Annotated in this window: 22 protein-coding genes; 20 read left to right on the top strand and 2 right to left on the bottom strand. The window is 40.0% G+C overall.

Translation table 11 applies throughout. The annotated features are described in order from the left end of the window. Positions 1-3 precede the first annotated feature (3 nt). The 11 genes from EYW48_RS07010 (at position 4) to EYW48_RS06960 (ending at position 13,073) form a co-directional block, all read left to right on the top strand. Complete coding sequence (locus EYW48_RS07010) at positions 4-804, top strand: TIGR03749 family integrating conjugative element protein (RefSeq protein ID WP_277432104.1); 801 nt, start codon at positions 4-6, stop codon at positions 802-804. A gap of 204 nt (positions 805-1,008) precedes the next feature. Beyond that, complete coding sequence (locus EYW48_RS07005) at positions 1,009-2,469, top strand: TIGR03752 family integrating conjugative element protein (protein WP_277432103.1); 1,461 nt, start codon at positions 1,009-1,011, stop codon at positions 2,467-2,469. Then, the gene (locus tag EYW48_RS07000; protein WP_277432102.1) at positions 2,463-2,861 is read left to right on the top strand and encodes a hypothetical protein; all 399 of its coding nucleotides are present in this window, start codon (positions 2,463-2,465) and stop codon (positions 2,859-2,861) included. Before EYW48_RS07005 ends, EYW48_RS07000 begins: the two co-directional genes overlap by 7 nt. Further along, complete coding sequence (locus EYW48_RS06995; RefSeq protein ID WP_277432101.1) at positions 2,858-5,689, top strand: conjugative transfer ATPase; 2,832 nt, start codon at positions 2,858-2,860, stop codon at positions 5,687-5,689. Before EYW48_RS07000 ends, EYW48_RS06995 begins: the two co-directional genes overlap by 4 nt. A 2-nt stretch (positions 5,690-5,691) precedes the next feature. Continuing rightward, positions 5,692-6,213: an OmpA family protein gene (locus EYW48_RS06990; protein WP_277432100.1), complete on the top strand. Its 522-nt coding sequence runs from the start codon at positions 5,692-5,694 to the stop codon at positions 6,211-6,213. 56 nt (positions 6,214-6,269) lie between these two features. Further along, positions 6,270-6,677: a DUF1525 domain-containing protein gene (locus EYW48_RS06985; protein WP_277432099.1), complete on the top strand. Its 408-nt coding sequence runs from the start codon at positions 6,270-6,272 to the stop codon at positions 6,675-6,677. Position 6,678: 1 nt separating this feature from the next. Continuing rightward, positions 6,679-8,046: a hypothetical protein gene (locus EYW48_RS06980; RefSeq protein ID WP_277432098.1), complete on the top strand. Its 1,368-nt coding sequence runs from the start codon at positions 6,679-6,681 to the stop codon at positions 8,044-8,046. Positions 8,047-8,178: 132 nt separating this feature from the next. After that, entirely contained in the window at positions 8,179-8,739 is a 561-nt protein-coding gene (locus EYW48_RS06975; protein ID WP_277432097.1) for a hypothetical protein, read from the top strand. Between the two features lie 112 nt (positions 8,740-8,851). Continuing rightward, on the top strand, positions 8,852-10,597 hold the full coding sequence (locus EYW48_RS06970) for a VWA domain-containing protein (protein WP_277432096.1): 1,746 nt from the start codon (positions 8,852-8,854) through the stop codon (positions 10,595-10,597). Positions 10,598-10,654: 57 nt separating this feature from the next. Then, positions 10,655-11,932 carry a toprim domain-containing protein gene (locus EYW48_RS06965; protein WP_277432095.1) on the top strand — a complete coding sequence of 426 codons (1,278 nt, stop codon included), beginning with the start codon at positions 10,655-10,657 and terminating at the stop codon, positions 11,930-11,932. 106 nt (positions 11,933-12,038) lie between these two features. After that, entirely contained in the window at positions 12,039-13,073 is a 1,035-nt protein-coding gene (locus tag EYW48_RS06960) for a hypothetical protein (protein ID WP_277432094.1), read from the top strand. 204 nt (positions 13,074-13,277) lie between these two features. Here EYW48_RS06960 and EYW48_RS06955 read toward each other — a convergent pair whose 3' ends face one another. Next, positions 13,278-13,469: a hypothetical protein gene (locus tag EYW48_RS06955; RefSeq protein WP_277432093.1), complete on the bottom strand. Its 192-nt coding sequence runs from the start codon at positions 13,467-13,469 to the stop codon at positions 13,278-13,280. Between the two features lie 496 nt (positions 13,470-13,965). On the opposite strand from EYW48_RS06955, the gene EYW48_RS06950 reads away from it, so the two are divergent. Both EYW48_RS06950 and EYW48_RS06945 read left to right on the top strand, forming a co-directional pair. Next, positions 13,966-14,799, top strand: a complete 834-nt coding sequence (locus EYW48_RS06950; RefSeq protein ID WP_277432092.1) for a hypothetical protein — start codon at positions 13,966-13,968, stop codon at positions 14,797-14,799. A gap of 414 nt (positions 14,800-15,213) precedes the next feature. Next, positions 15,214-15,885, top strand: coding sequence for a hypothetical protein (locus EYW48_RS06945; RefSeq protein WP_277432091.1), 672 nt, complete (start codon positions 15,214-15,216; stop codon positions 15,883-15,885). Positions 15,886-15,916: 31 nt separating this feature from the next. On the opposite strand, the gene EYW48_RS06940 is transcribed toward EYW48_RS06945, so the two are convergent. Continuing rightward, positions 15,917-18,376 (bottom strand): TraI domain-containing protein, encoded by a 2,460-nt coding sequence (locus tag EYW48_RS06940; protein ID WP_277432090.1) that lies wholly within the window; start codon positions 18,374-18,376, stop codon positions 15,917-15,919. Positions 18,377-18,402: 26 nt separating this feature from the next. Here EYW48_RS06940 and EYW48_RS06935 point away from each other — a divergent pair, with 26 nt between their 5' ends. From EYW48_RS06935 to EYW48_RS06905, 7 genes are all read left to right on the top strand, one after another. After that, on the top strand, positions 18,403-18,675 hold the full coding sequence (locus tag EYW48_RS06935; RefSeq protein WP_277432089.1) for a hypothetical protein: 273 nt from the start codon (positions 18,403-18,405) through the stop codon (positions 18,673-18,675). Positions 18,676-18,728: 53 nt separating this feature from the next. Then, entirely contained in the window at positions 18,729-19,448 is a 720-nt protein-coding gene (locus EYW48_RS06930) for a hypothetical protein (protein WP_277432088.1), read from the top strand. Between the two features lie 98 nt (positions 19,449-19,546). Continuing rightward, positions 19,547-19,750: a hypothetical protein gene (locus tag EYW48_RS06925; protein WP_277432087.1), complete on the top strand. Its 204-nt coding sequence runs from the start codon at positions 19,547-19,549 to the stop codon at positions 19,748-19,750. Continuing rightward, entirely contained in the window at positions 19,740-20,432 is a 693-nt protein-coding gene (locus EYW48_RS06920; protein ID WP_277432086.1) for a hypothetical protein, read from the top strand. Before EYW48_RS06925 ends, EYW48_RS06920 begins: the two co-directional genes overlap by 11 nt. A gap of 7 nt (positions 20,433-20,439) precedes the next feature. Next, a complete protein-coding gene (locus EYW48_RS06915) occupies positions 20,440-21,249 on the top strand; it encodes an AcaB family transcriptional regulator (protein ID WP_277432085.1) in 810 nt (269 codons plus the stop codon). A 418-nt stretch (positions 21,250-21,667) separates the two neighbouring features. Continuing rightward, positions 21,668-22,114 carry a hypothetical protein gene (locus EYW48_RS06910; RefSeq protein ID WP_277432084.1) on the top strand — a complete coding sequence of 149 codons (447 nt, stop codon included), beginning with the start codon at positions 21,668-21,670 and terminating at the stop codon, positions 22,112-22,114. 4 nt (positions 22,115-22,118) lie between these two features. After that, entirely contained in the window at positions 22,119-23,111 is a 993-nt protein-coding gene (locus EYW48_RS06905; RefSeq protein WP_277432083.1) for a hypothetical protein, read from the top strand. Positions 23,112-23,119 lie beyond the last annotated feature (8 nt).

The following is a 23,119-nucleotide window of genomic DNA, read 5'->3' as shown; positions in this document are numbered from 1 at the left end:
TCGATGAAGATATTGATACACAAGATATGTTTACTGTTTGCATTGTCTATCCTCGCCACATCCTCATTCGCTACCGAAATGTTGGTTTGGGATAAAAGGCCGCTAAAGATCCGTCTGGAAGTAAACAAGGAAAAAATTATTGAGTTCCCTGATAATATCAGCCTAGGCATCCCAGAAAAATTACATTCCAGATTGCGCCTCTCGGCAGCAGCCGGTGTGTTGTATATCACGCCTATCGCGCAGTTCCCAGCCACAAGGATTAAGGTGAGACTAGAGGAAACAAATGAGCTTGTTTATATTGACTTGTTTGCTGTAGAAACTAAAGATGAAGCCCCATCAGAAATGGTAAGGATTATCACGAAAGAAGCCGAAAAATCGAAAGATGAGTTACAACAAGCACGCTTAGCTCAATCATCGACAGTTACGATTAAAGAGCTAATACAATACGCAAGTCATGATTTTTATGCACCACCTAGACTGAAAAACCTTACCAAGCCAGTAGTTGAGAGTCTGATAAAAAAACAACTTCGCTTGGATATTCTCTTTATGGGCAGATCGGCATCCCTTTTTGATCTCAAACCAATAAAACAATACCGAACATCAAAATATACGCTAACCGCCATACTAATCACTAATAGAACATCAGATAACCAAAAAATTATCCACAGAGACATATATCCTAATTTTATAGCCGCCTCTTCCCAACACCTAGATGTGGGACCAAAGGGGAGCGATGCTCAATCTACTATACTCTACCTTGTCACGGAGAAACCGATGACAGATGACGGTGTATATGCCATCTGAAAGCTAGCTGACACCTAAACAAAATGTAAGAGATGAATAATTTTGTGTCAAACTTATTACTCTCCGACACAAAACCCTCAATCTAGTTTAGGTCGGGGTTTTTTATTGCCTAAATAAATCGATACCAGAAATAGGGCAGCTAAAAAGCGCATTTTAATAATATGTGACGTTTTCAATGGATAGAAACGTACAGTGGAGCGCTCAATGAAATTAAGCCTAAACACAGGGATAGCCATCATCATTATCCTCGGTGGGCTCTACATCATTTTTAAAGATGATGAAACACCACAAAGTATTGATGAACAATTAGCACAAATGAATGAATCACTGGATAGTCAATTACCTTCTAGTGGTGACCCATTGAATAATACGAACAGCACACTAAAGACGCTGGTGGCCAGAGACTCACAGACCAAATTAAAGGTTTCGGCTCTAGAAGATAAAGTTGAAGAATTAAAATCAGAGATTCAAAATAAAAAGCATCAGAGCAATGATAACGCCTTAGATCTTCGTTACAGTTTGCTCGAAACAAGATATGAAGATCTGTATTCACAAATACAAACACTAAAATCCAAGGAATCACAGCCTCCAGCCTTCATTGACGGTGATATAAAACCAACCGACATTACACCAATCGATTCGAACAACGAAAGAGTCGATACCGCACCGATTGGAAAAACTGGCAATGTAATCTTAGATCAATTCATCCAACCGGCTAATGAAGTGACAGGTTATGGCTCAGTTGATGCCAATGTTCAACCAATTGGCAGTCAAAGCAATAACAACATCGTCTGGATTCAACAAGATGACCTTATTCAAGTGACCAACGATGATGGCAGTGTTGTCGCCTCATTTCCTGATACAAACAAACGTAAAGATGCAAATGATGAGCCTAATACAATCAGTAACAACTTAGGTTTGAATACAGGTCTCGGTGAAGATAATAAAATTACTTCAGTGCCAATCTATACGGTCCCGGCAAACTCTACCTTTTTTGGTAGTGTAAGCATGTCTGCCATACTGGGGCGAGTGCCCATCAACAATCAGTTAACCAATCCATTTCGCTTCAAAGTTCTGGTCGGTGGCCAAAATTTGGCAACTAATGGGCTTTACATACCCAACTTAGACTCAATGGTGGTTAGTGGTGATGCTGAAGGTGACTTTACTTTGGAATGCGCTCGCGGGGATATCGACCAAGTTACATTCACCTTCATGGATGGAACCGTCCGAGTCATTGACGCCAAAGAAAGCGACTCTGGAACATTGGGATATATTTCGGACAAAGATGGTGTGCCTTGCATCTCGGGACAATATATAACGAATTTCCCTGACTATATCACCAAACAAGGAGGATTAACGGCCTTGTCAAGTTTTGCCTCTTCTCTAGCTCAATCCGCAGTAACAACCTCGACAAACACGGATGGAGTTACAGTTTCCGTCGTCAATGATAGCGCTCAAAAAGCATTAGGAGACGGCTTTGAGAGTGGGGCTAGTGAAATTACAAAGTGGTATGCGGAACGTCAGCAAAATGCCTTTGATGTAGTGTACGTCAGCACAGGTAATGAGTTAGTTATCAACATAGAGAAGACTCTCAAAATTGACTATGAATTAGACGGTCGAAAACTGTATCACCAAGACAATGCACAGGAGTACCTACAATGGTAAAGGTAGCCGTTATTGCTTCAATACTGCTCATCGCAGGTTGTGGGACGACCGTTGGCAAAAAAGAGCAAATAATCCCCCCTTCAGAGTTATCGATGAAAGATGTTTATGACAGGCATGGAACTGGTGCATCTGGCGCACATCAAACGGCAAAGCTGGTGGTAAGTCGTCCGGCAAATGGTGCGGAATTATCCCTAGACGCATATCAGCAAAACAGGCTAAATGAGCGCCCAACATTTCGAAAGCTACCCAATCCAACTATTTATATCTATTTCGCTCCGACACTCTCAAAAGATGGCAGAATGCCGATCCCTGCATGGATGACAGAATTCCAAATGTATGACAAAGATGAGTACGCTTTACCAGGAGAGCTTAATCTAGGAGATCGTCAATGAATTTTGTTCTTAACGGTATAGCAAAAGTACAACAAGCATTTAGCACTGATAAGCTTTTCAGTCAAAACGAACTGGAACAAATGTACACATTGAATATTCCTAGTTTTGCATCAAAACTGCCTTATGCTGGTTACGATCCTGAATCACAAACATTCATTCTTGAAGATCTAATCTCCCGAGCTGTCGTATTTACAATTGAGCCAATATCCACAGAAGGTAAAACAGGTGAAAGCTTAGCTGCGATTCGTGATTCAATCGAGGACATCTATCGGGATTTTGAAGAGCGTGATGTTCATGATGGGCAGTGGGTGATTCAAGAATTCACATACGAAGATAATTCAGTAGAAAGAATCATCGATAAAATGCGGTCTTACGTTCTCCCTCACGCAAGAGGCTCCAAGTTCACGGAAGAGTATATCAAACTTATGGAGCGGCATTATCGCACCATAGCCAAAGACGAGGGTTTATACGAAGATACAGAAGTGACCAGAAGACCTTGGCGATTCAAAACCCCGCGTACAAAATTCATTATCTATCGTCGTCAGGGCGCATCGGACATCCGTAAAATTAATGGCGCAAGACACGATCCGATAATGGAAATCAGTGAAATAGCGAAAGATCTCGTTGTTAAGTTCCGTCAAGCTAATATTCGCTGCCAGATAGACGATGAAGTGGATCTATTTAGCTGGTTATTTCGATTTTTTAACCCAAACCCAGAGCTGAATTGTTTCGAAAATAAAGAAGAATATTACGAACGAATGTGCGATGTAGATGGTGATCTACTCATTGGAGATTCGCTGTGTGAGGCTTTACTTTCCGAGCCACCCAAATCAGACGTTGATGATAACTGCTGGTATTTCAATGGAGCACCGACACGATTCTTACGTTTTGGTGGACTAAGAAAAAAACCACGCATTGGCGCATTAAGTGGTGAGGTATCACAAGGTGAAGGAAATGGCGTGACCACATTTTGCGCCATGGATTCACTGCCTGGTAATTCCATCATAACCAAAACCACTGTAATAACCCCTCAAACTCAGTTTGAAAAGCGATTTGCCAAGACAAAGAAAAGTGCCAATGGAAGTAATAATGAATCCAAGAAAACCGCAAAAAACCTCAAAGTTCTCGATAATTATTTACAAAATGATTACAAAAAAGTCATGGTCACCATGGGGGTGTATGTTCGAGGACAGAACCTAGATGAATTAGGTGAAAACCAAAGAGTCGCTATTTCAACACTTAATAACAATAACATCATGGTCTATAAAGACGCTGTTGATGGCCTATCACTCGACGCTTTCATCAATCATTTACCAATGAACTTTCGACCAGAAAAAGACAAAGGAATGTATCTCAGAAGCATGTGGGCTCAACACAGCGCAAACTTGTGTTTTGCTTTTGGGCGTGGAGAGGGGACTGGCAATCCATGTTTATCATTCTTTAACCGAGGTGGTGCACCAGTTTTTTTCGATCCAATGTCCAAAAAAGATAAATCGAATAATAGCTTTGGTTTTATTTCTGGACCATCTGGTGCGGGTAAGTCCGTAACGATAACACAGTTAGTTTACTCAATCATGGCCATGAAACGCCCACGAATGTTTATCATTGAATATGGTGATTCATTCTCTATGGCCGCTAAAGATTGGGAGAAGAAAGGCTTAACCGTCAACTACCTCAAAGTAATGCCAGAAAGTGCTCCTGCATTAGCGCCATTTGCCAATATTGACAAAATACTAGATAACACCACATTAGATGAATCCGATCTCATTCAAAACTTTGAAGCTGATGAAGATGACTCTGACATTAACGATGATGAGAGTAAGGTATCAAAAGAAGCGGATATTTTAGGTGAGCTAGAGTTGCTGCTAATGCTGATGATCACAGGCTCAGAGCAAGTTGAGTTTGAACGCTACACTCGAGCAGATCGATCGCTTGTACGTCAGGCACTGGTAGAAACAGCTAAGCGACAACGGACTAAAGGTTTCGAAAAAGGACTAGGCAAAGCCTGCCCGACCATTGTTAGTGACATTATTGATACATTCACCATATTTGCCAATGATGCCGAACGAGATTTATCCGAATTCAAGCGTAATATGCTAAAGGATATGGCTTTATCATTGGATAGTTTCACTTCCGGTATCAACCACACTTTATTTAATACTGCTGGAGATAGCTGGCCAGATACTGATGTCACCGTATTTAACCTTGGATTACTATCTCAAGATAGCAACGTATCACAACTGAACGTTGCCTTCTTATCATTAATGCAGCACATCAATAGCATGTCAGAAGCTTATCAGTTCGATGAGCGAGATATCGTATCAATAACTGATGAAGCTCACTTATTACTCAACAATAACATGTTGGGCAGGGTTCTAACCAAAGTCGTAAAAACCGCTCGCAAACTAGGCCATATACCATGGTTCGCTACTCAGGATTTAGCGGATTTGGCCGGTGAAAGTAAAAAAATATTAAATAATATCGAATGGTTTTACTGCCTAAATTTTGGATTAGAAGAGGCTAAGATAGTAAAGGAAATTAAAAACCTAACGGATGAAGACGTTCATCTGTTGATCAGCACTCGTAAATTAGATCGCTGCTATACCGAAGGTGTCGCGTTGACCAAGCAGCATCGTATTTTATTCCGCATCAGCCCTCCATCTCTATTATTAGCGGTTGCAATGACAGATAGCTCAGAAAAAGCAGAACGACGACAATTGATGCAAGAAATCGAGACGGATGATGAACTTGAGGCTGTATATGAAATGGCCAACCGAATGGACAAAGCTCGCGGAATTGAAGGCAAATTGAACTACAAGGATATCTAACAATGAAAAAAACGATCATTATTTTTGCAAGCCTATTTTTTTGCCTGCCTGTAAATGCAAAATCAATATCAACATATTCCCCTCATGAATACATTGATAATCAATACATCATGCTCAAAGGAATTTTCCATAACCTTACTATAACCAAGCGCCATAATAGTGAAATTAGGATTATGATCCCTAGCGATTATGGTTTCCAAACCGGAAAATTTGATTTACGAAGACCAATGAAAGATCAATTAGCGGTTTTCGCTGATTTCTTAAATACCTATCCAGAATCTACTATTTCAATATATGGACATACGGATAATGTTGGCAACTCGCAAAGCAATATGACATTAGGCTTGAACCGAGCCATTTCCGTAGAAAAGGTTCTGCTATCTAACAATGTTAATCAGTTTAGATTAAGTACGCATTCCGAAGGCGAAGAAGTGCCCCTATGCACAAACAAAACAGAAAAAGGCCGGGAGTGTAACCGTCGAGTCGAAGTTATTTTGACACTAGATAAACCAGAATTGTTCTAGGAGTGGAGATGAAAACTTTCTGTTGCCTAGCACTGTGCTTTTTTAGTAGCTCAATAATGTCAGCTCAAATGAATTCCTGGCCAACAAAAGTAGTTTGGTTTACTACAATAACCACAAACGATGGTGCGGTTGCTCAAGCAATAAAAGCATCAAAAGGTGCCCAATTTGATGTTTTCCATGTCGATTATTCACAAAACATACTTGAACACTTTGAAAAATCATTCCCATCATCAATGCTAGATAAAACAGAAAGCGAACGAAACGAATACGTTCAAAAAAATATCGCGCCAAGATTAAAAGCTTATGCGCCAGAAATGATGCGCTCAGAAATGGGAATTGGCTTAGCTAAACTTTACCAACTAAAGCGAATACCCGCAGTTGTCATCAATGACAAATACATCACCTATGGCTTATCCGTTGATGAATCTATAGATCTTTACCTTAAGACTAGAGAAGATAAATAGCATGAAACTGAATTTATTGCTGATCTTAGGGGGCATGACAGCATCTACACTAACGCACGCCTCTCTTGATGTTGGGTTAGAAAAAATCACAGAGGTAAGCCAGAGTATCGATATTGCAAGCTCTTTGGGCGAGTGGAAAGATATGGCTCAAAGTGTCATGGGCCTTACACAACAAGGGGCTAATGGGAAGGCGAGTACACCTAAACTAGAAACCCAAGACGGAAGCATGAATTCATTGCAGGGAGGGATCGCTGATAATCTAAAACAACGAGATGCTTGGAATCTTGGTGACGAATATAGCTACGCTTTTGAGAACGACTATGGCGATCTTGGGACTTTAATGGACTGCATGGAGTATTCCGTGGTTGGTTCTTGTTTATCAGTAAGATGGACGATGTTTGGTCCGAAATACACATTTGCACTTGCGGTGGAACACTTCGTTCGAGATGTTCATGCTGAAGTTATCCCACAAGCGCCAACCGAAGACATCACCAACGTGCCAAGTAATACCGTATTACCATCTTCGAATGATACCGAGAGTGATGTTGCGATGATGTATCCCTACATGTGGAAAATAAATAGAGCTCTAGGATCTAGCCTTCTCACTGATGCAATCAGCTCGGTGTTAGAGGATGCAGAAGGGCAAACCGTACCGACAAAAAAAACACGCTATTTGTATTCAGATGTCCAAGTTTCAGGAAATATAGAGCGCCAATTCTTTGATGCTATCGGCGGCTCACTGATCGGCTTAGTTGGCTATTGCAAATCACCAACCATACCTGCGCTTACATATTTTAATTCCAGCTTAGATCAATTTTCATGGCGATGGTTAGCAACATCCGAAGTGATTTTGATGGGGTTATATCAGAGTAAATATTTAGAATGGAATGACATTGGTCGTGGGTATGGGAGCACAATGCCCCGTACAGGATATGTCGAATCTGTTGACCGGTTCAGAACTTCCGTTGTATCAGCCATTAGAGGTACCAATATCGCGGCAGAAAATCGAGCAACCTTCTCTGGACTGGCTGGTTTACATATTTTCAACCCATTACCACAATATGCTTCTAGTAGCTTTACTGGCCCGCAGTACCAAACCCCTCAAGATGCGAAATCATTTAAACTTGATATGGTCTATCCATATAAAGGGGAACGATGTACTAGATACAATGCCAATGAAGCATGGTATAAGGGCGCTTTATCACACCAAGCCTTGATAGAAGAAGATGAATTAACTGCAAAGTTTAGTGAACAAAATGGTAATAAAGCCGCAATTTTTAAAATTTATAGGCCATTTAGGTGCTGCCGAAAAAATGGTAATAAAGTATTTGATGTCGTCTCGCCGGGCTCTATCGGTCGTCCTAAATAATTGATGAAATAAAAACCAAACATCGTTATAATCTCAAACACACGCATGTCTTATGCTCATCTACCTGTTTTTACTTTCCCCCATTATCTTTGAATGGGGTTTTTGCGTACCTAAAAATAAAATCGGATATAGATGATGGCTAAATTTAAAAAACAGTTAATATCAGCACTCTGCGTTTCTTTGGTGTTCAGTCATGCATCAGCGAGTGTCGCTGACCTCCAAAAGTCCAGCAACGCCAAGCGCCTAGCGCAAGTTAAGGACGATTACACCCAGTCAAATGATAACCCTGGCTATCAAACCAACAGTTTAGGTGGTACGTGGACCCCCAATATAAGCCTCAACGGTGCCAGCGGCAAGCCTACGTCTATAAACTTAGATAATGCATCTGGTACTCCGGCAATAAATGTGTCAAGAGCGAATGGCAGCTTGGGGGGGACTACAGGGTTAAATGCTAGTATAAATAATGCAATAAATAATCAAACACAAGCACTCACATACTTAGGAGTCGGTAAGGTTGATGATAAACCTTCCGGTGCTGTAGAAAGCAAAGTTACAGAAGGTCAAACCTGTCACAAAAAAGGAACTGCGGTCTTTGTGCCAGGACCGACAAATTGTAGTAATTGGAATTTTAATGAAACGGCCTGTCAAGGTGTATATGGCCCAGAATATTACCACAAATTCTTGTGTCTTTAATAATTTAGCTAATCAGCTAAAAATAGCATCCCCTTTTAAAAGTGCTACCCATTCATGAATGGGCAAGGGGCAACAACTTAAGCTCGAAAGGGCGTTAATCAAGGAGATAACAATGAAAGAGAGAAACCTAGCAAAATCAATCGTGATAATGTCGGGCGTTTACGCTGAAGAGTTTGGGTGTGAGATTGTGGTTAATAATCGCGGTAAAGCATCCACTAACGGTAAAGTAATCAACATTCCCAAACCAAAACCAGAATTTCTGGATTTAACGTGGGGGTATTGTGCGCACGAAGCTAGTCATATACGGTTCACCGATTTTTCTGTTGAACTCGACACGTTCAAGCCAGTCGTAGCACACCTAATCAATGTGATTGAAGATACCCGCATCGAGAAGCTGTTTATTGAACTGTTTCCCGGTGCAGTGAAATATTTTCATGCGTTAGCTAATCACATCTTACGCTTCAAAGACAGTGAACCATTAGCGGATATTGACGGTATTCTCAGCATATATTGCTTTCATTATATCCGAGGTAAACTCAATAATTACCCTAACTGGGATGATAACCTAATAGCCATAGAACAGTTCTTGTTTTGCGAATTGGGCTCGTCATTTATGGAAGGGCTAATTTCATTGTTAAATAAAACACTAACCTTAAGAAACACAGTGGAAAGTGCCGAACTAGCAATAGAAATTTATGAGTACCTTAATGATAATCACGACGCAGATCCTAAGTCTTCTGACGAAGGTGAAAGTCAAGATACTAAGTCTTCTGATGAAGGTGAAAGTCAAGACGCTGAGTCTTCTGATGAAGGTGAAAGTCAAGATGCTGAGTCTTCTGATGAAGGTGAAAGTCAAGATGCTGAGTCTTCTGATGAAGGTGAAAGTCAAGACGCTGAGTCTTCTGATGAAGGCAATGAACAATCAGTAAACAGCTCAATATCCAATACTGGTAAAGCGTTATTGAAAGAGTTTATTCAAGCAACGCAGGTTGACTTGGGCGAAAGTGACACCGGTAAAATGGTGGCCGCTTTCTTATCAGAAGATAACGCAAAAGATAAACTATCTGAAGTAGAGATGTACAACGTTGGTACTGGCGAAACCATGGAGCCTAATGTCACGAACAAGACATTAGAATGCTTTGAAAGCATGGCAATCCAGACAACAATCTCATTGAGACACGGCCTGTTGCGACTAATCGAAGATCAAACTCGGAACCAGAAAATGGTAACCAAAAAGGGTCGCAGATTAGCGAAAGGTAAATCACACCGCCTACTTGTAGGTGATATGAGGATCTTTAAACGTAAATGGCGCGAACGAGACACAGTTGATTGCGACTTGGTGGTACTTGCAGACTCAAGCGGCTCTATGGGGGTTAATATTGAGGATGTAAAAATCGCGACTTATGCACTGCTAGATTGCTTAGATAGAATCGAAGGTGCAAATACTTCAGCGTATGCTTTCGGGGTCAGTGATGACGCTATAGTAGAGCTGAAAAACCACAATGAACGATTTGATAACTTAGTAAAAGCCAAGATAGCATCGCTAAGAGCTGATGGAGGAACGCCAGCCGCACAAGCTTATTGGTGCTCTGCTCACTCATTATTTAGAATGCAAGGCAAGAAAAAGATTGTCGTCATGATTACCGATGGGCAACCTGATTCACCAAAAGCAGCTAAAGAAATGGTTGAAACACTAGAACGCAATGGCATAACTGTTATTTGTCTTGGTGTTGGACGGGGAGCAATAATAGCAGCACCTATATTGGATTATGTTTATGGTATCAATCGATGGCTCAAAGTTGAAAAATTCGATTTATTACCCAATGAGTTAATCCGTGTGGCCAAAGAGGTTATCTAACAATTGGGCGCTTGTCGCCCTCTTAACCTCGAAAGAGGAACTTTAAAGGAGAGAACAATGGAAAAAGACTACACAGCAGAAAACGAACAATTTACTCAAGCATGCGCCAGCTATGGTTGGTTAAACATTCTACGGGCATTTACTCCGCTCGTAGGAGCAATCGATTATATCGGCACAAGAAAAGAGAAAAGGCTCGATATCTGCCCGGATTCGAAATGCTCAGGACATCAACTTTGGAAATCAAAAGGTAATTTTGAGCTTTTCAAAGATGCTGATGAACATGGTGCGGGTTACTGTTATAAGTGCCAAAAGCGTTATAGCGGAATGGATAGCGTGATGAATTTTAACGGTTGGGATTTCCCATCTGCAAAAAAAGAAATCAAGCAATTAATTGGATTTGAAAACGATCCCAATTATAAACCATCCGAACGCAAGGTTACGCAGTATGTACCTAAAGGTCCAAGCCAATCGGAGTTATTGGAAGCCAAGCAAAATCGTAAAGCGATGAACACTACTTGGTCAGAAGCTTTATATCTAAATGACGAAAGAGCTTTACCCGTAGCGAAGTATTTTGCCAAGAGAGGAATAACAAGCTTGCAAACCCTAATGAAAGGGAATGTTAAGTTTCATCCTTGCATGCCATTTTATATTCCTTTATCGCACTCATCGGAAGATGTTAATGAAGAAGATAAAATGGAACGGGAACATTTATTGAAGTATTGCCAAGCGCATCCTTCATTCAAAGAATTTCGTTATAGAGATGGCGAACCGACAATGGCCAACATGGGGAACCATCCTTGCATTCTTATTATGGTAAGAACGCATGATGGCCAAGCACGTCGAATTCACCGAATATTCATTGATAATGATGGCAACAAAGCCTCATTTCATTTAGCTGGATTTGAAGTGAAAAAAATGATGCCTGGTGGGTATGGTTTGGAGGTGACAGGGTGTTATTGTCACATCGATCCCCCAAGTGAAGTGGTTGGTATTGGTGAGGGTCTGGAAACTGTACTTGCAGTAAAACAGGTTACAGACATGCCAATGGATTGCACAATCAATGCGGGTGGCTTAAAAAACTACATACCTAAATTTGGCACCAAACTGGTGTTCATTTTTGAAGATAAAGATCTTTCAAAAACAGGTGAGTTGGCAGCTATCGACGCTGAAAAGCGATTGATAGAAGAATTTGGCGTTGCTGTAATTCGCCTAACTCCACCAATAGAACTAAATGGAAGGAAGTCCATCGACTGGCTAGATGTTCTTAATGAACTTGGCGAGAGTGGTTTTCCTGAAATAGCCAAAAAATGGCGTGAGTTTTCAAAAGTCGCGTAGACTAATTAATGGGTGCTAGTGATAGCTCCCCATTTTAAACTACTTTCCAAGAGAGTCGTTTAAAATGATCCATCCGGCAGGATATCCACAACAAGGAGATAAATCCATGCAGCAACATATCGTCAATTTATATACAGACCTGAACCAAATAACCGAAGGAGCAGGCGAAACAATCGTTAACATCATATGGACTGTTAATTTTAACCTCGATCTTGCCCATTACTTTAACAAGCGCAAATACAAACACGATCTGAATTTGCTCAAAAATGGCGTGGGCCAACTTAAGATAAAAATCCCTGATTACACATCAGAAAAATACATTGCGAAGTCAAAAGCATATTTATTGGCCTATGCAGAGGCTATCGCAGCTAAACACTTAGTCGCCAACAGTGGTGTCAATGTATTTGGTTTTACGTACAGCGATGATGGCATGGTAATGACAATTCGAAGAGATCAATTACTGTTCAAATTAAGCCAACCAGATGCAGTTAAACACTTACATCGTAAAAATGTGGACCAACAATTCTTCACTGACTATGACGCGATATCAAACATGACAACGACAGCCGCTGGTTATCTCTATGGCGCATCATTTGTTGAAGAACTGGACCCTGAATGGGTAAAACCGCACTTAGAGCCTGGAGCAAGTTTTGATTACTACAACAGTGCGCAAGAGCTAGATATCCGCTCAGCAGAAACGGTTTTCACTTCAATAGGTGAAGTAATCATTAACTACCGAAGTGTTGAAGAGGTAATGTCCAACCCATGGACTCGCTATCAAATGGAAACAAAAGAGCAATTTGAACCGAGAGCATTTGATAGTGTTAGCAAAATGGTTAAATCAGCTACACAGGTTATCTATGAAAATGATTCATATTTAGACAAAATCAGACGCAAGTTCGGAGATAAATGCTTTTTACTATACGACCCTCAGACCCATACAGCTTTCCCCATTAAACCAACCAAGGACGGCTCAAGTGAAATTTACCACATGATAGGAATGAAGAAGCGCATCAAAAAGGAACAGCTAGAAGAGATGCAATCGAAGGGCTATGGGCTTGAATTTGCAAAAAAAGAGTCAAAAGAACCTAACAAGACTAACACACCAGTAAAGTTTAATTTCCAGAGCTCTAAGAATTAAAAGATATAGAATATTAATAATTAAGATCTATACTTAAAGTGATTTTATAGCCACACGCTATGAAGCTATCAGTCCTCAGATAGCACTTTCGCAGGAAAGGTGGACGCTACTAACAGCATGCCCGAAAGGGTCTTAACAAGTCGAAAAGACCTGGCTCTAGCAGCCACATTTACCAAATAAAGGCCACTAATAATCAAGTGGCCTTTATTTCTTGTCCATACAATTGCTAATAATGATACCCTTCAAATATATCCCTATCGAAGCCCAACTCCAACCTAATGAGTTATCAGGAATAAAACGAGTAACAATCGACCACAAAAGCAATGTAAAGATGCTCGCCAAAAATATATCAATGTAGCCATAGTCAGCCACCAATGAAGACCACAAATCAACCATACATCCCTCCACAAAACACAAAACACAAAACACAAAAATAAAATATGCTGCATGATTTCCACTAAGCAATATAAAAATTAACACACAATGACACAATGCAAGCCTTGAAATGGAAAATTCTTTAAATAATTTGTAGCGGTGTTAGAATGTTAAGCACTCGCACTTTTCTGTGCACGATAACCACATCTCTAATAGGTCAGCGTAGTTGGACGTATACTTTAACTATGCTGGTTTTTCATGACCGAAAGGCGACAAATACTTACTCATAGAACAAATAGATATTTGTGCCATGAATTAAGTTATGCGAAGTTAATGCTAACCACATGAAAAATAATAACTATCGCTCATAGCTCCCTTTACTTTTCTGCATCTCCATTGATGCTCAACAAGATTTGTACACTAAGTACAAAGATCACCATCGATTAGGTGATGCTGCAATTGTGCAGTTCGAAATACTTACACTCAACTCGAAAGGGTAAACAAGGAGAAAATGATTATGGGAACATTGGTTATGTGGGTTCTTGCTATGGGGTTAATTTTGGCAATTCCTAAAATGATGGGGCATATAGTGGCGGGCCTATCGGATTCACTAAAGTATGTCTTTTCAGGAATACTCAAAATGCTCGCTCACGTTATGAAGTTCATATCTTGGCTGGCTTCAAGTCCTATTCGGTTGGCAGTAACAATTGCCAAAGCAGTGCACTTTTGGTTTAAAAATGCAGCATTGGGCTACAAATCCACCAAGCAGAGTAAAGCCAAAAAAAACCGGTTTAAATCAGCGATGAAGCAAAAAGAAGCGCGATCATCAATGATTAAACAGGCAGCTGACGCTTACGATTCACATTTCTATCAAGCTACAGCCTCCATAAAAACTATCAAGATGAAACAGGCCAAACTACTCGAAAGCGAGCTTAAATTAAAGAGCTCTCGAGAGGATGATGCAAACATGGCGGTGCCAACATGCATCCGAAAAGGCATATTTCAGACAGATAGCAGAGGGGATGCTAAGCGTGATGGACATGGTAACCCGATAAAGGTTTCTGTCGTTAATCTGTTCCAGAAAGCGCTAGATGATGTGAAAGAATATCAATCTAGCAAAGGTCAACAGGTTGCGAATGAAAGCCAATTAGCGACAGATAATGAGTTAGAACCTCACTCAGAACTGGCCATTGTCAATGAATACATGACAGCTAGCGATGAAGTGATGCATTACAGTAACGAGCCGTACGAAGAACCAACATCTGATAATGAGCTGGTTATTGAGGAAAACGAAAAATCAATCGTCTTACCAATAATCAACACATCTCCTAATTATCAATCCATAATTTAACAACAACTAACGGCACTTCATCAATAGATGAAGTGCCGTATAAAGGAAAAGCATTTACTATGCTTATATGTCCACACTATTGAAATGACATCAATCAACAGGAAAACACCACAATTCAAACCAAGTGGGAAATTAACTTAATCAAATTAACTCAACAAGGTTGGACATATAAGTGCTACTTATGATGACATTTATCAAATAAACCTGAATATCGCATTTTTTAGCAGCAGTTTTCTTTGATTTATCCATTACTGTATGTAGAATAATTAATCACATTATGGAATCAGACTCACATTATAATGTGGGCGGCTTTAACTAAGTGATGTGGCAACTAGAAGTAACACCTGAATACTGAGGTATTCCCATTAACCAATAAAAACACACAAACCTCACTGAACGGGAACCAAGTTTACAATGACAACGCAAACGGCTTGCATCACATACCAATGGCTTGAAAGTGAGCTAAGGGTTTACATTTCACAAAGAATATCTACATATGGCATAACTCATTGCGAAGATGATGTCAAAGAATTACAGCAAGCTCTTAGGGTCAAACTTTTTACACTGGTTGATGTGTTAAATGAGAAGAATTTGAGTCCAGTTGATGCGATTCGTTATTGTAAAACTTGCTTGAAGCACGCTATATACGACCAAAACGCAGCTCTTGAGGTTGTAAAAAAACCCAAATCACATTGGATAAATCTCATCTCTAGCCATGAAACTGCCACCTCTAACAACCAGCAGGCATCACCATCAAAAGTAAGTAGTTCTGCAACTTTTGAGGATTTAATTGACAATTTGGATTCTGATTTTCATGAGATGAGCTTAGAAAAACGCTACTGTTATGAAAAAGCATTACAAAAAATTTCCGATCTAAGTCAATTCATCGATGAAGATAAAATAAGCATTTTATATGGAATCTACCTCAAAGATCTGTCACCAGAAGAAATAGCAAACGAACTGAATCAACGAGCTGAGCAATGCAGACTAACTGCGCAATTTGTTAAAAGAAAGGCACAAGCCGGATTAGATGACCTTCATGCATTATTGAATGAAATTAACATTCACAAAGAAGATTTGTTTTAAGATAAAAAAGAGGCTTGCGCCTCTTTTGTATTCAGACAGGCTCTATTAACGATAGGCTTGGGTAGTTTGTTATAAATTCACCTTCCACTTTTGGGGGGTTCATTGCCAGCAACACTCCTGTCAATATCTCGCCTGAACCTAAATCATTGAAAGAGATTAAATGCTTTTCCCCATTTAACGCCAAAACGTAATCATTGCAACTAAACACCTCCAACATAGCCCCCTTTATAGAATCCGAAAATAAATCGAAAAACTCAGGAGTCTTGAAGAACAAACCGAATTTAGTCATGAATACTGTTGATTTGGGAGTATTCCAACTGATCGCTTGAGATTCAAATAACCCCTCTAAGTACGGTATATACATAGACACCATCAAATGAGAGTGTTTCTGAACTTGTGGAGATCCCAGAAGGTCTGTCGATAAATGAGACAACCAGAACGGACGACCAATTATCATTTTCTTTGCGGAACGTCTCGATAGTTCATCATCACTAAAAGAGATTTCTTTCGGCAAATGAACTATTTTAACGGGGCCAAATGGCGTCTCATCTGGAGCGGAGTTATCGTCCGTTGGCATAAAACATATTTCAACTTTCCGATCTTCAACCTTTAACCCATCGCTCGAACTCGATTGTGGTTCAACGGTAACCGATGGTCGTTTGGTTACCCCTTGATTCTTCGGTGTTCGGCCAGCACTTAACCCTCCAAGAGCAACCGCAAAACCTTTATCTGTCAGAGACTCATAATCACTCGGGGCTTTCTTTTTATCTATCGCTTTACTCTGTTTTTTGCCTTGCGACTTACGCTGGTTAGCGTCACTATCAGCGCTAACTGTGCCGCCCACGTTATTGGACGACTCTGCATTGTTTCCATTGCTTCGAGATGGGATTTTAACTGCAGTTCGCTTCTCCATAGCCATTACAGGCGGCTTTGACCGCGCTTGGTTATGGGTTAAATCTTCTGAATTAACCAGTGGGGGAATTGGACATATTGATTTTTGATCCTTGTCCGTTGATATATCTCGTATTTGAGTTGATTCAGTTGATTCGGTTGATTCAGTTGGGGCGTTCTTTTGTTTAATTTTAAGCTCAAATGGAACCTCATGAAGCAATCTGTAAATTTCAGGGTAGGCTTCTTTTTCGAAGTTTAGAGCATCTGCATGCAAGCTTTTATCTGAAATATTAACCTCGACACCATACGAACGCACATCCTCAATTTGGACAGTCTTGTACTTTGTTGCATCAAATACTAGGTAACTAATCTCGCGAGTTTTGTTGTTGTTGTTCCTGGAAAAAAACTCAACCCACCATAGCGTATCACCGCTTGGGGCGTTAAGAGTAACGCCATTGTCAGCTAGTAATAGATAAGCCGACTGAGCATTGGGAATGCTAACATTCTTTTCTTTAAGGTATTTATTAGCTATTGGCAAAACACTTTTTGCTGAAACAAAAATCAAATTACCAAATCGCTCTATGTGTGAGAATTTACCCATAGCAGCTTGATTGCAATTCAAATTGTAATAGCTCGGATTCTCAAAGATGGAACGAAATACGTGATTATAGGCTTCATGAATGGAAAGATTAGGGTCTTCTAAATCGACATAATTGGTCGCGCCACTATTTTGGTGGAAGGCTTTCACAGCGTCCTCCGTGGAAAGCATATCAGCAGCCTTAACACTAGCACCGATGTCCGAGCCATTATCATAGTCAGAAGCAATGGTATGGATTAGATGAATAAAAAGTTCCGCACAATACTCTTCACTATATTGAAAAACCCATTCCAGCCCTTGCAATGGTACAACTGAAGACAAAAATGAAGTTGAAAACAGTTCATGTGAATGCTTAAGATAAACGTTCGCATTTTTTTTATTGCGATTCCGAACAGTTTTAAACTCAACACGCTCGCCTTCACTTGGCGTGACATGAATTAAAGGGCTCCACTGTTCCCACTCACCGGACTTGGCTTTGATATACCACCGAACATCGGTCAATATTTTCCCAGAATCATGCAACAAGCCACCGATGAAAACGCAATACATAAATACACGCTCTAACCACTGTATTGACTCTATTTGTCTGTCTGGGAAATAAACACTTCCTTGGCATTTGCGCATCGCATATACCGCAACCTCCAGAGAGTGCTCAATCAAACCATAACGCTGTGCATGATGATATCGTTCAGATGCTCCAATATCTTGACACAGCACAGAGTAAGAGTGGATAGCTGGCAAGTAGTAACGCTCAAATAATTCATCAGAAAGCCCGCAAACCTCTTTGATTTGAGAGACCAAATATTGGCATTTTTCACTAGACAAAATTGAACGTGCATCTTCAAAAAAATGACCATTCTGACTTATAGGAGCAGGGCGGTTGGTAACCAAACCATTATCGTGTTTCTCGATATTTCTAGGCAATACAGCGGTCGAATCATCATTTTTTTTTGACCCCGATTTTCCAAACGAAAATATACTTCTAAATAAGCTTTTTTGCATGTAACTCACCACAAATAGGAAAGATTATGAAGCATGAACTGACTGAAAAGCAGCAACACTTTATAAATATAATTGGCACGAAAACGAACCTAAAACGAATTTTAAAAGCTCTACCAGAGCGCGAATACGTCAAACTAGAAAAAACATTCTCCTCCGCGATCAAAGAAATTATTTCAGAGCGCGAGCAAGAACAAAAACAACGCAAGGCATATCAGATGTTAATAGAGCAATGCAAGGCAGAGCTAAACTCCAAGGGTGTACCAACCGAGCTCATAATAGAGCATTTCTCACAGTCATAGTGTACGGGCATTTTGCTACTTTGAACGTCGAATAATTTAAAAAGGTTAAAGAAATGGCAATCACAAATGCATTAGATTACATGAATGCACTTCGAATGGTTGACGATCCAAAGACGGTAAAGCATGACTTAACCACGCTTTCCTATGCTCATAACTGCGCTCATTACACAAGACGAGTTAAGAACTGCGCTATAAATGCGCTTGAAGAGCCATTTGATAACTACCGGGCCATCCGAACAATCGCACTTGAGCTTAAAAATAGCCAATGTGGTGCCTTTATTGCTGCAAAACTTGGCCTGAAAAACATCAGCTACAAACAACATTTAAGTAGCTTGCTATATTGTAAAAGCACCCTGGGGAGCAATGAATTTCATTCTGGTCAATTTGATTCAATCATTGAGCAAAATGACAGCGTATCAAGTGCCGATCTACTTGAAAGGCTAGAAAGACATTTCGCCATTCTCATTAAGTTACAAATAACATCCTTTATCGATTACTCACGACTAATTCCTCCATTACACGCCGAGGAACTAAAAAGCTATAGCCGAAACCACCAAATGGAAATTGACAGTAGAAGCGTATTATCCGCTGACTATATCAACCTACTTGCCTCCATTATTGGTGTGGCATTAACACGAGCCTCTGAGGGTAGTGAGGTCGGGCAAATACACCAAGAAATGTGCCGTCTATCCAACCCGAAGGATGAGCTATATGCCTTCGTTTCCACATCGCTAGCTAACGCAAATCTACGACTAATGAGAGATGAGTCATGAGCATAACCATACGAAATAACATGGCTTGGCGAAAGCTAATACGAGTAAGCCGACACGTTATTCACAATACAAGGCCCGCTAATTTTTGGAGCCTGTATTTGAAAGATATGAAAGAAAATTTACATGAACTGGAGAGTGCGGAAATCCTCTTAGCAAAGGTAATTCACAGCTCAATGGATATAGAGAAAGTATTGACAGAAATTCACTCCTCGAATGCTGGATTGGTGCTAGAGGACATGCACGAAACACGTATTTTCATAAAAAAATGCCAGCATTACATAGGGGGTGAGCATGCGAGTTAAGTCACATCAATTTAGCTACGAATTACTAATTAATTCAGCGATAGATGATGCAGTTCAATCAGACATAGTGGCGATCAATTCTATTGCTTCAAAACCAGAAAAAGAGCGTATTCCTATGTTGATGGAATGGTTTAATCTATCAAAAGAATGTGCGTCAGAAATTGAGTTTATGAAGTTATTCATTGTCCTAATTGAAGCGGCATCAGAAGTAAATAAAAACGCAAAAGATCTTGATGATGTAACAACTCTTCGTGCGGTTTCAGAAACAAAATTCGGTCAAGATATAATCCAGAAAACGTTAGATAAATATCGATTAATCGTACAAGTAGAAGCTCTAAATATCAGCTTCGAGCAGCGCACAATGATAAAAGCGGAGATGAATATCTCACGAAGAAATGCACCCAAATTACGTGCGATTTTAGCTCCATCTATACAGCTAGAAAAATCTAAACACAGCTTTATTGGCAGCGGAAAAACACAGACCAAAAGCAACAGGGCTGTTGATAATTTCAGAATTCACAACTCTCTAAAAGAGCTAGATTCTATTCTTGAAAACTCCAATAAAACCTACCCCATAACGAGTGCATTGGTAGCGTTTGCGTTACATGGAAACCTTGAGATTAGACACTTAAACAATGACGTTTTAGAAAACATCGTTAATGCAATAAACATTCGAGGCTAGGATTAACATGAACAGTAAAAACAAATCTGTAAAAGAAATTTCAAACACACCATTTGAACATGGCGCTCCAATGGATGTTGCAGGAACGATGGTAGAAAACAAACCATCCCAGACATATGTAACAATCAGATTTTATACCAAAGTAGCTCCTAAAATGCTCTTTTCAATCAAGAATGCCGACACAAAAGACAAGAACAAATTTGTTATTGGTGTAGATTGGTTTGATACAAAATTAGCCCCGCTTTTTAATGCAATAAGAAACGATGATCCATTTGCAGACCAAATGCTTTTAGATATAGAAAACGGAATTGAAACGTTAGGTGATATGTATAAAAGCAAGCAAGAGAACATCAGGAACTTGATTAGTAGCAACCTAAAAATGGCATCATCGAGCATTGAGTTTCCAGACAACGGCCACACATCTGAATGCAAAGTTTCGTTCAATAATCGATTGGCTTATAGTTTTCTATGGTTAACTAAAGAACTCGATAATTACATGTATTACCTACACCTTGCAGACAAGTTTAATGTCATTAATAGAGAGACGTACAATGACGAGTGGAGTGATGCAAAGCGAGCATTTAGACGCACACTTGGACTGATAAACGCTTGGAAACCAACATCGATAACACGCGTAGATCTCGCCCAAAACACAGCGAGGGTAGCCATTGCTTTTGGCATAAATGAACGTGTAAATCTGAGCCAAGAGGTTCTTTTTTTACAAAACAGGGCATCGACAGCACCAGCAATTAACGATTGGAAAAATGGCATTATTAATGATGAAATTTTAAGTATGTTAAAAAACAACTTCACCTAATCAAACCCAATAAAAAGCCCCCACGACACATCGTGAAAAGGGGCTTTTTATTGTTAAATGCTCCAGTATTAACATAAACTTCATTACCCTCACTCGCACACAAAAGATTCAAACACCCACAAAAAACCTCACCCAAAAACAGTTTTCCTTCACCACGAAAGTCGTAAAAACCTAACCCGAAATTAGTTTTAACCCTAACCCAAAATGCGGTTATCCCTAACCCGGTCAACGTTTCTCTGGGAGGGTTTGGAGTCCCGATTTTCACTATATATAAATATATAAAAGATAAGCTATATAAGCGCCTGCTGGCAGGTGATTGTATAGCTTATCTTTTTGTGCCCTGAAAGTGGTTGCTTGTCGTGGTGGTGTGGCGGGTGGATTTGGTTACTAAATAACAGTGAACCAAAAAGGAATCATCATGAAAAATTATCAACGCGGATTAATCGCTGGGGTGCTGGTTTTGGGGTTGTCTGATTTGGCGATAGCCAGGACGGAAACTAACGAAGTTCAATCAGAACTTTTGTATCAGAATGGCGGTTATACACAAATCGTTGTAGACACGAAATTCGAACAGAAATACCCATTACTTCAAGTTACAAATCTGGAATTCCCATTCTCAATAAAATACGTTGGCCAAGCAATGAATTTTGCGCTGGCCTTGTCCGGTTATCAACTCGAAAACATTAACGAGAGTAGCTACGAAATTCTGGCTTTGTATTCAAAGAAGCTGCCCATAGTGAATCGCTCATTCACTCGCTCTACGACTAAACAGATTCTCGAAGTGATTATTGGCAATGGCTACACAATCGATATAAACGAAACTTCTCGCATCGTTAGAATTAGAAAATCACAAATAGGTAGCTGAAAATATGAATACCAACAAGATCAAGAAACACGAACAAGATCCATCAATCACTGAAACCGAAGGGAAATTAAAGGTGGTGACAAATGAAGATCTGCAAGGAGCAGAAGTTATGCCAGAACAAGACCAAAATCAGGCAATAGATGAAGATATTCCAGATAGCGAATCCAAGAAAACTAAACCTAAAAAAATCATTAAAGCAATTCTGGCCATTCTAGTATCTACAGCAACGATTGGGGCAGGGTACTACCTATACACCACCAACGAGCAAAAATTACCAAACCTGATTAATTTCACTAACAACAGCGACAAAAACCAAAGCATAACAGCAGCATCCCAACAAGAAATTAGCAGACTATCTCTGCAGATTGATGACATCACATCACAGCTAAATGAATTAAACATCAAACAAACCATCGAAAGCATGAAAGAAGAACAAGAAGCTCTTAAAGGTAAATTAGAACGTAAGGTCAATGATCTCCAAGAAGAAATTGAATTGTATAGTGAAAAATCCAGCATGAGAGTAGCAGAGATTCTTCAACTAAAAGACGAAGTAAGAGCAATAAAAGACAGTTCAAGTTTGAACACCCAAGAGCTGGCATTAAAGATCCAAAAAATCGAAAACGATCAGAAACAAGAAACCAAGAAATTGCTGGACAGTATAGCCAATAAATTCAGCGAACTGGATAAGTCAAAAATCCAAATAGACGCAGCAACCAAAAGTACCAGCGCCAAATCAACGCCAAAGAGCACTAGCAATAAAACTGAAACCACCGATACGGCCATAACGGAAATAAAAAGCGTTGGCAATTTAAGACTGGTCAACATCACACAGTTTGGTTCTCAGTTTGTAGCCCAACTCTCTGATGGCTTGTCAGGGGCAATGCCAATCATAAAAGAGGACCGACTAGGCAATTACACTGTAAAAAATATAGATAACGATGGCGTCGTGCTAAAGGATTACGCTGGGCGCGAATACCTCATGCAAATCCAGAGATAACGGTGAAG

The organism is Vibrio sp. 1180_3 (genome assembly GCF_029478545.1).
In the GTDB taxonomy this organism is placed as follows: domain Bacteria; phylum Pseudomonadota; class Gammaproteobacteria; order Enterobacterales; family Vibrionaceae; genus Vibrio; species Vibrio aestuarianus.
The sequence above is the reverse complement of the archived record's forward strand: the minus strand, read 5'-3'. Positions and strand labels throughout refer to the sequence as shown.

Excerpts from the sequence above, each read along its gene's own strand:
- EYW48_RS07010 (WP_277432104.1), top strand. The coding sequence starts at position 4 with ATGAAGATATTGATACACAAGATATGTTTACTGTTTGCATTGTCTATC.
- EYW48_RS07005 (WP_277432103.1), top strand. The coding sequence starts at position 1,009 with ATGAAATTAAGCCTAAACACAGGGATAGCCATCATCATTATCCTCGGT.
- EYW48_RS07000 (WP_277432102.1), top strand. The coding sequence starts at position 2,463 with ATGGTAAAGGTAGCCGTTATTGCTTCAATACTGCTCATCGCAGGTTGT.
- EYW48_RS06995 (WP_277432101.1), top strand. The coding sequence starts at position 2,858 with ATGAATTTTGTTCTTAACGGTATAGCAAAAGTACAACAAGCATTTAGC.
- EYW48_RS06990 (WP_277432100.1), top strand. The coding sequence starts at position 5,692 with ATGAAAAAAACGATCATTATTTTTGCAAGCCTATTTTTTTGCCTGCCT.
- EYW48_RS06985 (WP_277432099.1), top strand. The coding sequence starts at position 6,270 with ATGTCAGCTCAAATGAATTCCTGGCCAACAAAAGTAGTTTGGTTTACT.
- EYW48_RS06980 (WP_277432098.1), top strand. The coding sequence starts at position 6,679 with ATGAAACTGAATTTATTGCTGATCTTAGGGGGCATGACAGCATCTACA.
- EYW48_RS06975 (WP_277432097.1), top strand. The coding sequence starts at position 8,179 with ATGATGGCTAAATTTAAAAAACAGTTAATATCAGCACTCTGCGTTTCT.
- EYW48_RS06970 (WP_277432096.1), top strand. The coding sequence starts at position 8,852 with ATGAAAGAGAGAAACCTAGCAAAATCAATCGTGATAATGTCGGGCGTT.
- EYW48_RS06965 (WP_277432095.1), top strand. The coding sequence starts at position 10,655 with ATGGAAAAAGACTACACAGCAGAAAACGAACAATTTACTCAAGCATGC.
- EYW48_RS06960 (WP_277432094.1), top strand. The coding sequence starts at position 12,039 with ATGCAGCAACATATCGTCAATTTATATACAGACCTGAACCAAATAACC.
- EYW48_RS06955 (WP_277432093.1), bottom strand. The coding sequence starts at position 13,469 with ATGGTTGATTTGTGGTCTTCATTGGTGGCTGACTATGGCTACATTGAT.
- EYW48_RS06950 (WP_277432092.1), top strand. The coding sequence starts at position 13,966 with ATGGGAACATTGGTTATGTGGGTTCTTGCTATGGGGTTAATTTTGGCA.
- EYW48_RS06945 (WP_277432091.1), top strand. The coding sequence starts at position 15,214 with ATGACAACGCAAACGGCTTGCATCACATACCAATGGCTTGAAAGTGAG.
- EYW48_RS06940 (WP_277432090.1), bottom strand. The coding sequence starts at position 18,376 with ATGCAAAAAAGCTTATTTAGAAGTATATTTTCGTTTGGAAAATCGGGG.
- EYW48_RS06935 (WP_277432089.1), top strand. The coding sequence starts at position 18,403 with ATGAAGCATGAACTGACTGAAAAGCAGCAACACTTTATAAATATAATT.
- EYW48_RS06930 (WP_277432088.1), top strand. The coding sequence starts at position 18,729 with ATGGCAATCACAAATGCATTAGATTACATGAATGCACTTCGAATGGTT.
- EYW48_RS06920 (WP_277432086.1), top strand. The coding sequence starts at position 19,740 with ATGCGAGTTAAGTCACATCAATTTAGCTACGAATTACTAATTAATTCA.
- EYW48_RS06915 (WP_277432085.1), top strand. The coding sequence starts at position 20,440 with ATGAACAGTAAAAACAAATCTGTAAAAGAAATTTCAAACACACCATTT.
- EYW48_RS06910 (WP_277432084.1), top strand. The coding sequence starts at position 21,668 with ATGAAAAATTATCAACGCGGATTAATCGCTGGGGTGCTGGTTTTGGGG.
- EYW48_RS06905 (WP_277432083.1), top strand. The coding sequence starts at position 22,119 with ATGAATACCAACAAGATCAAGAAACACGAACAAGATCCATCAATCACT.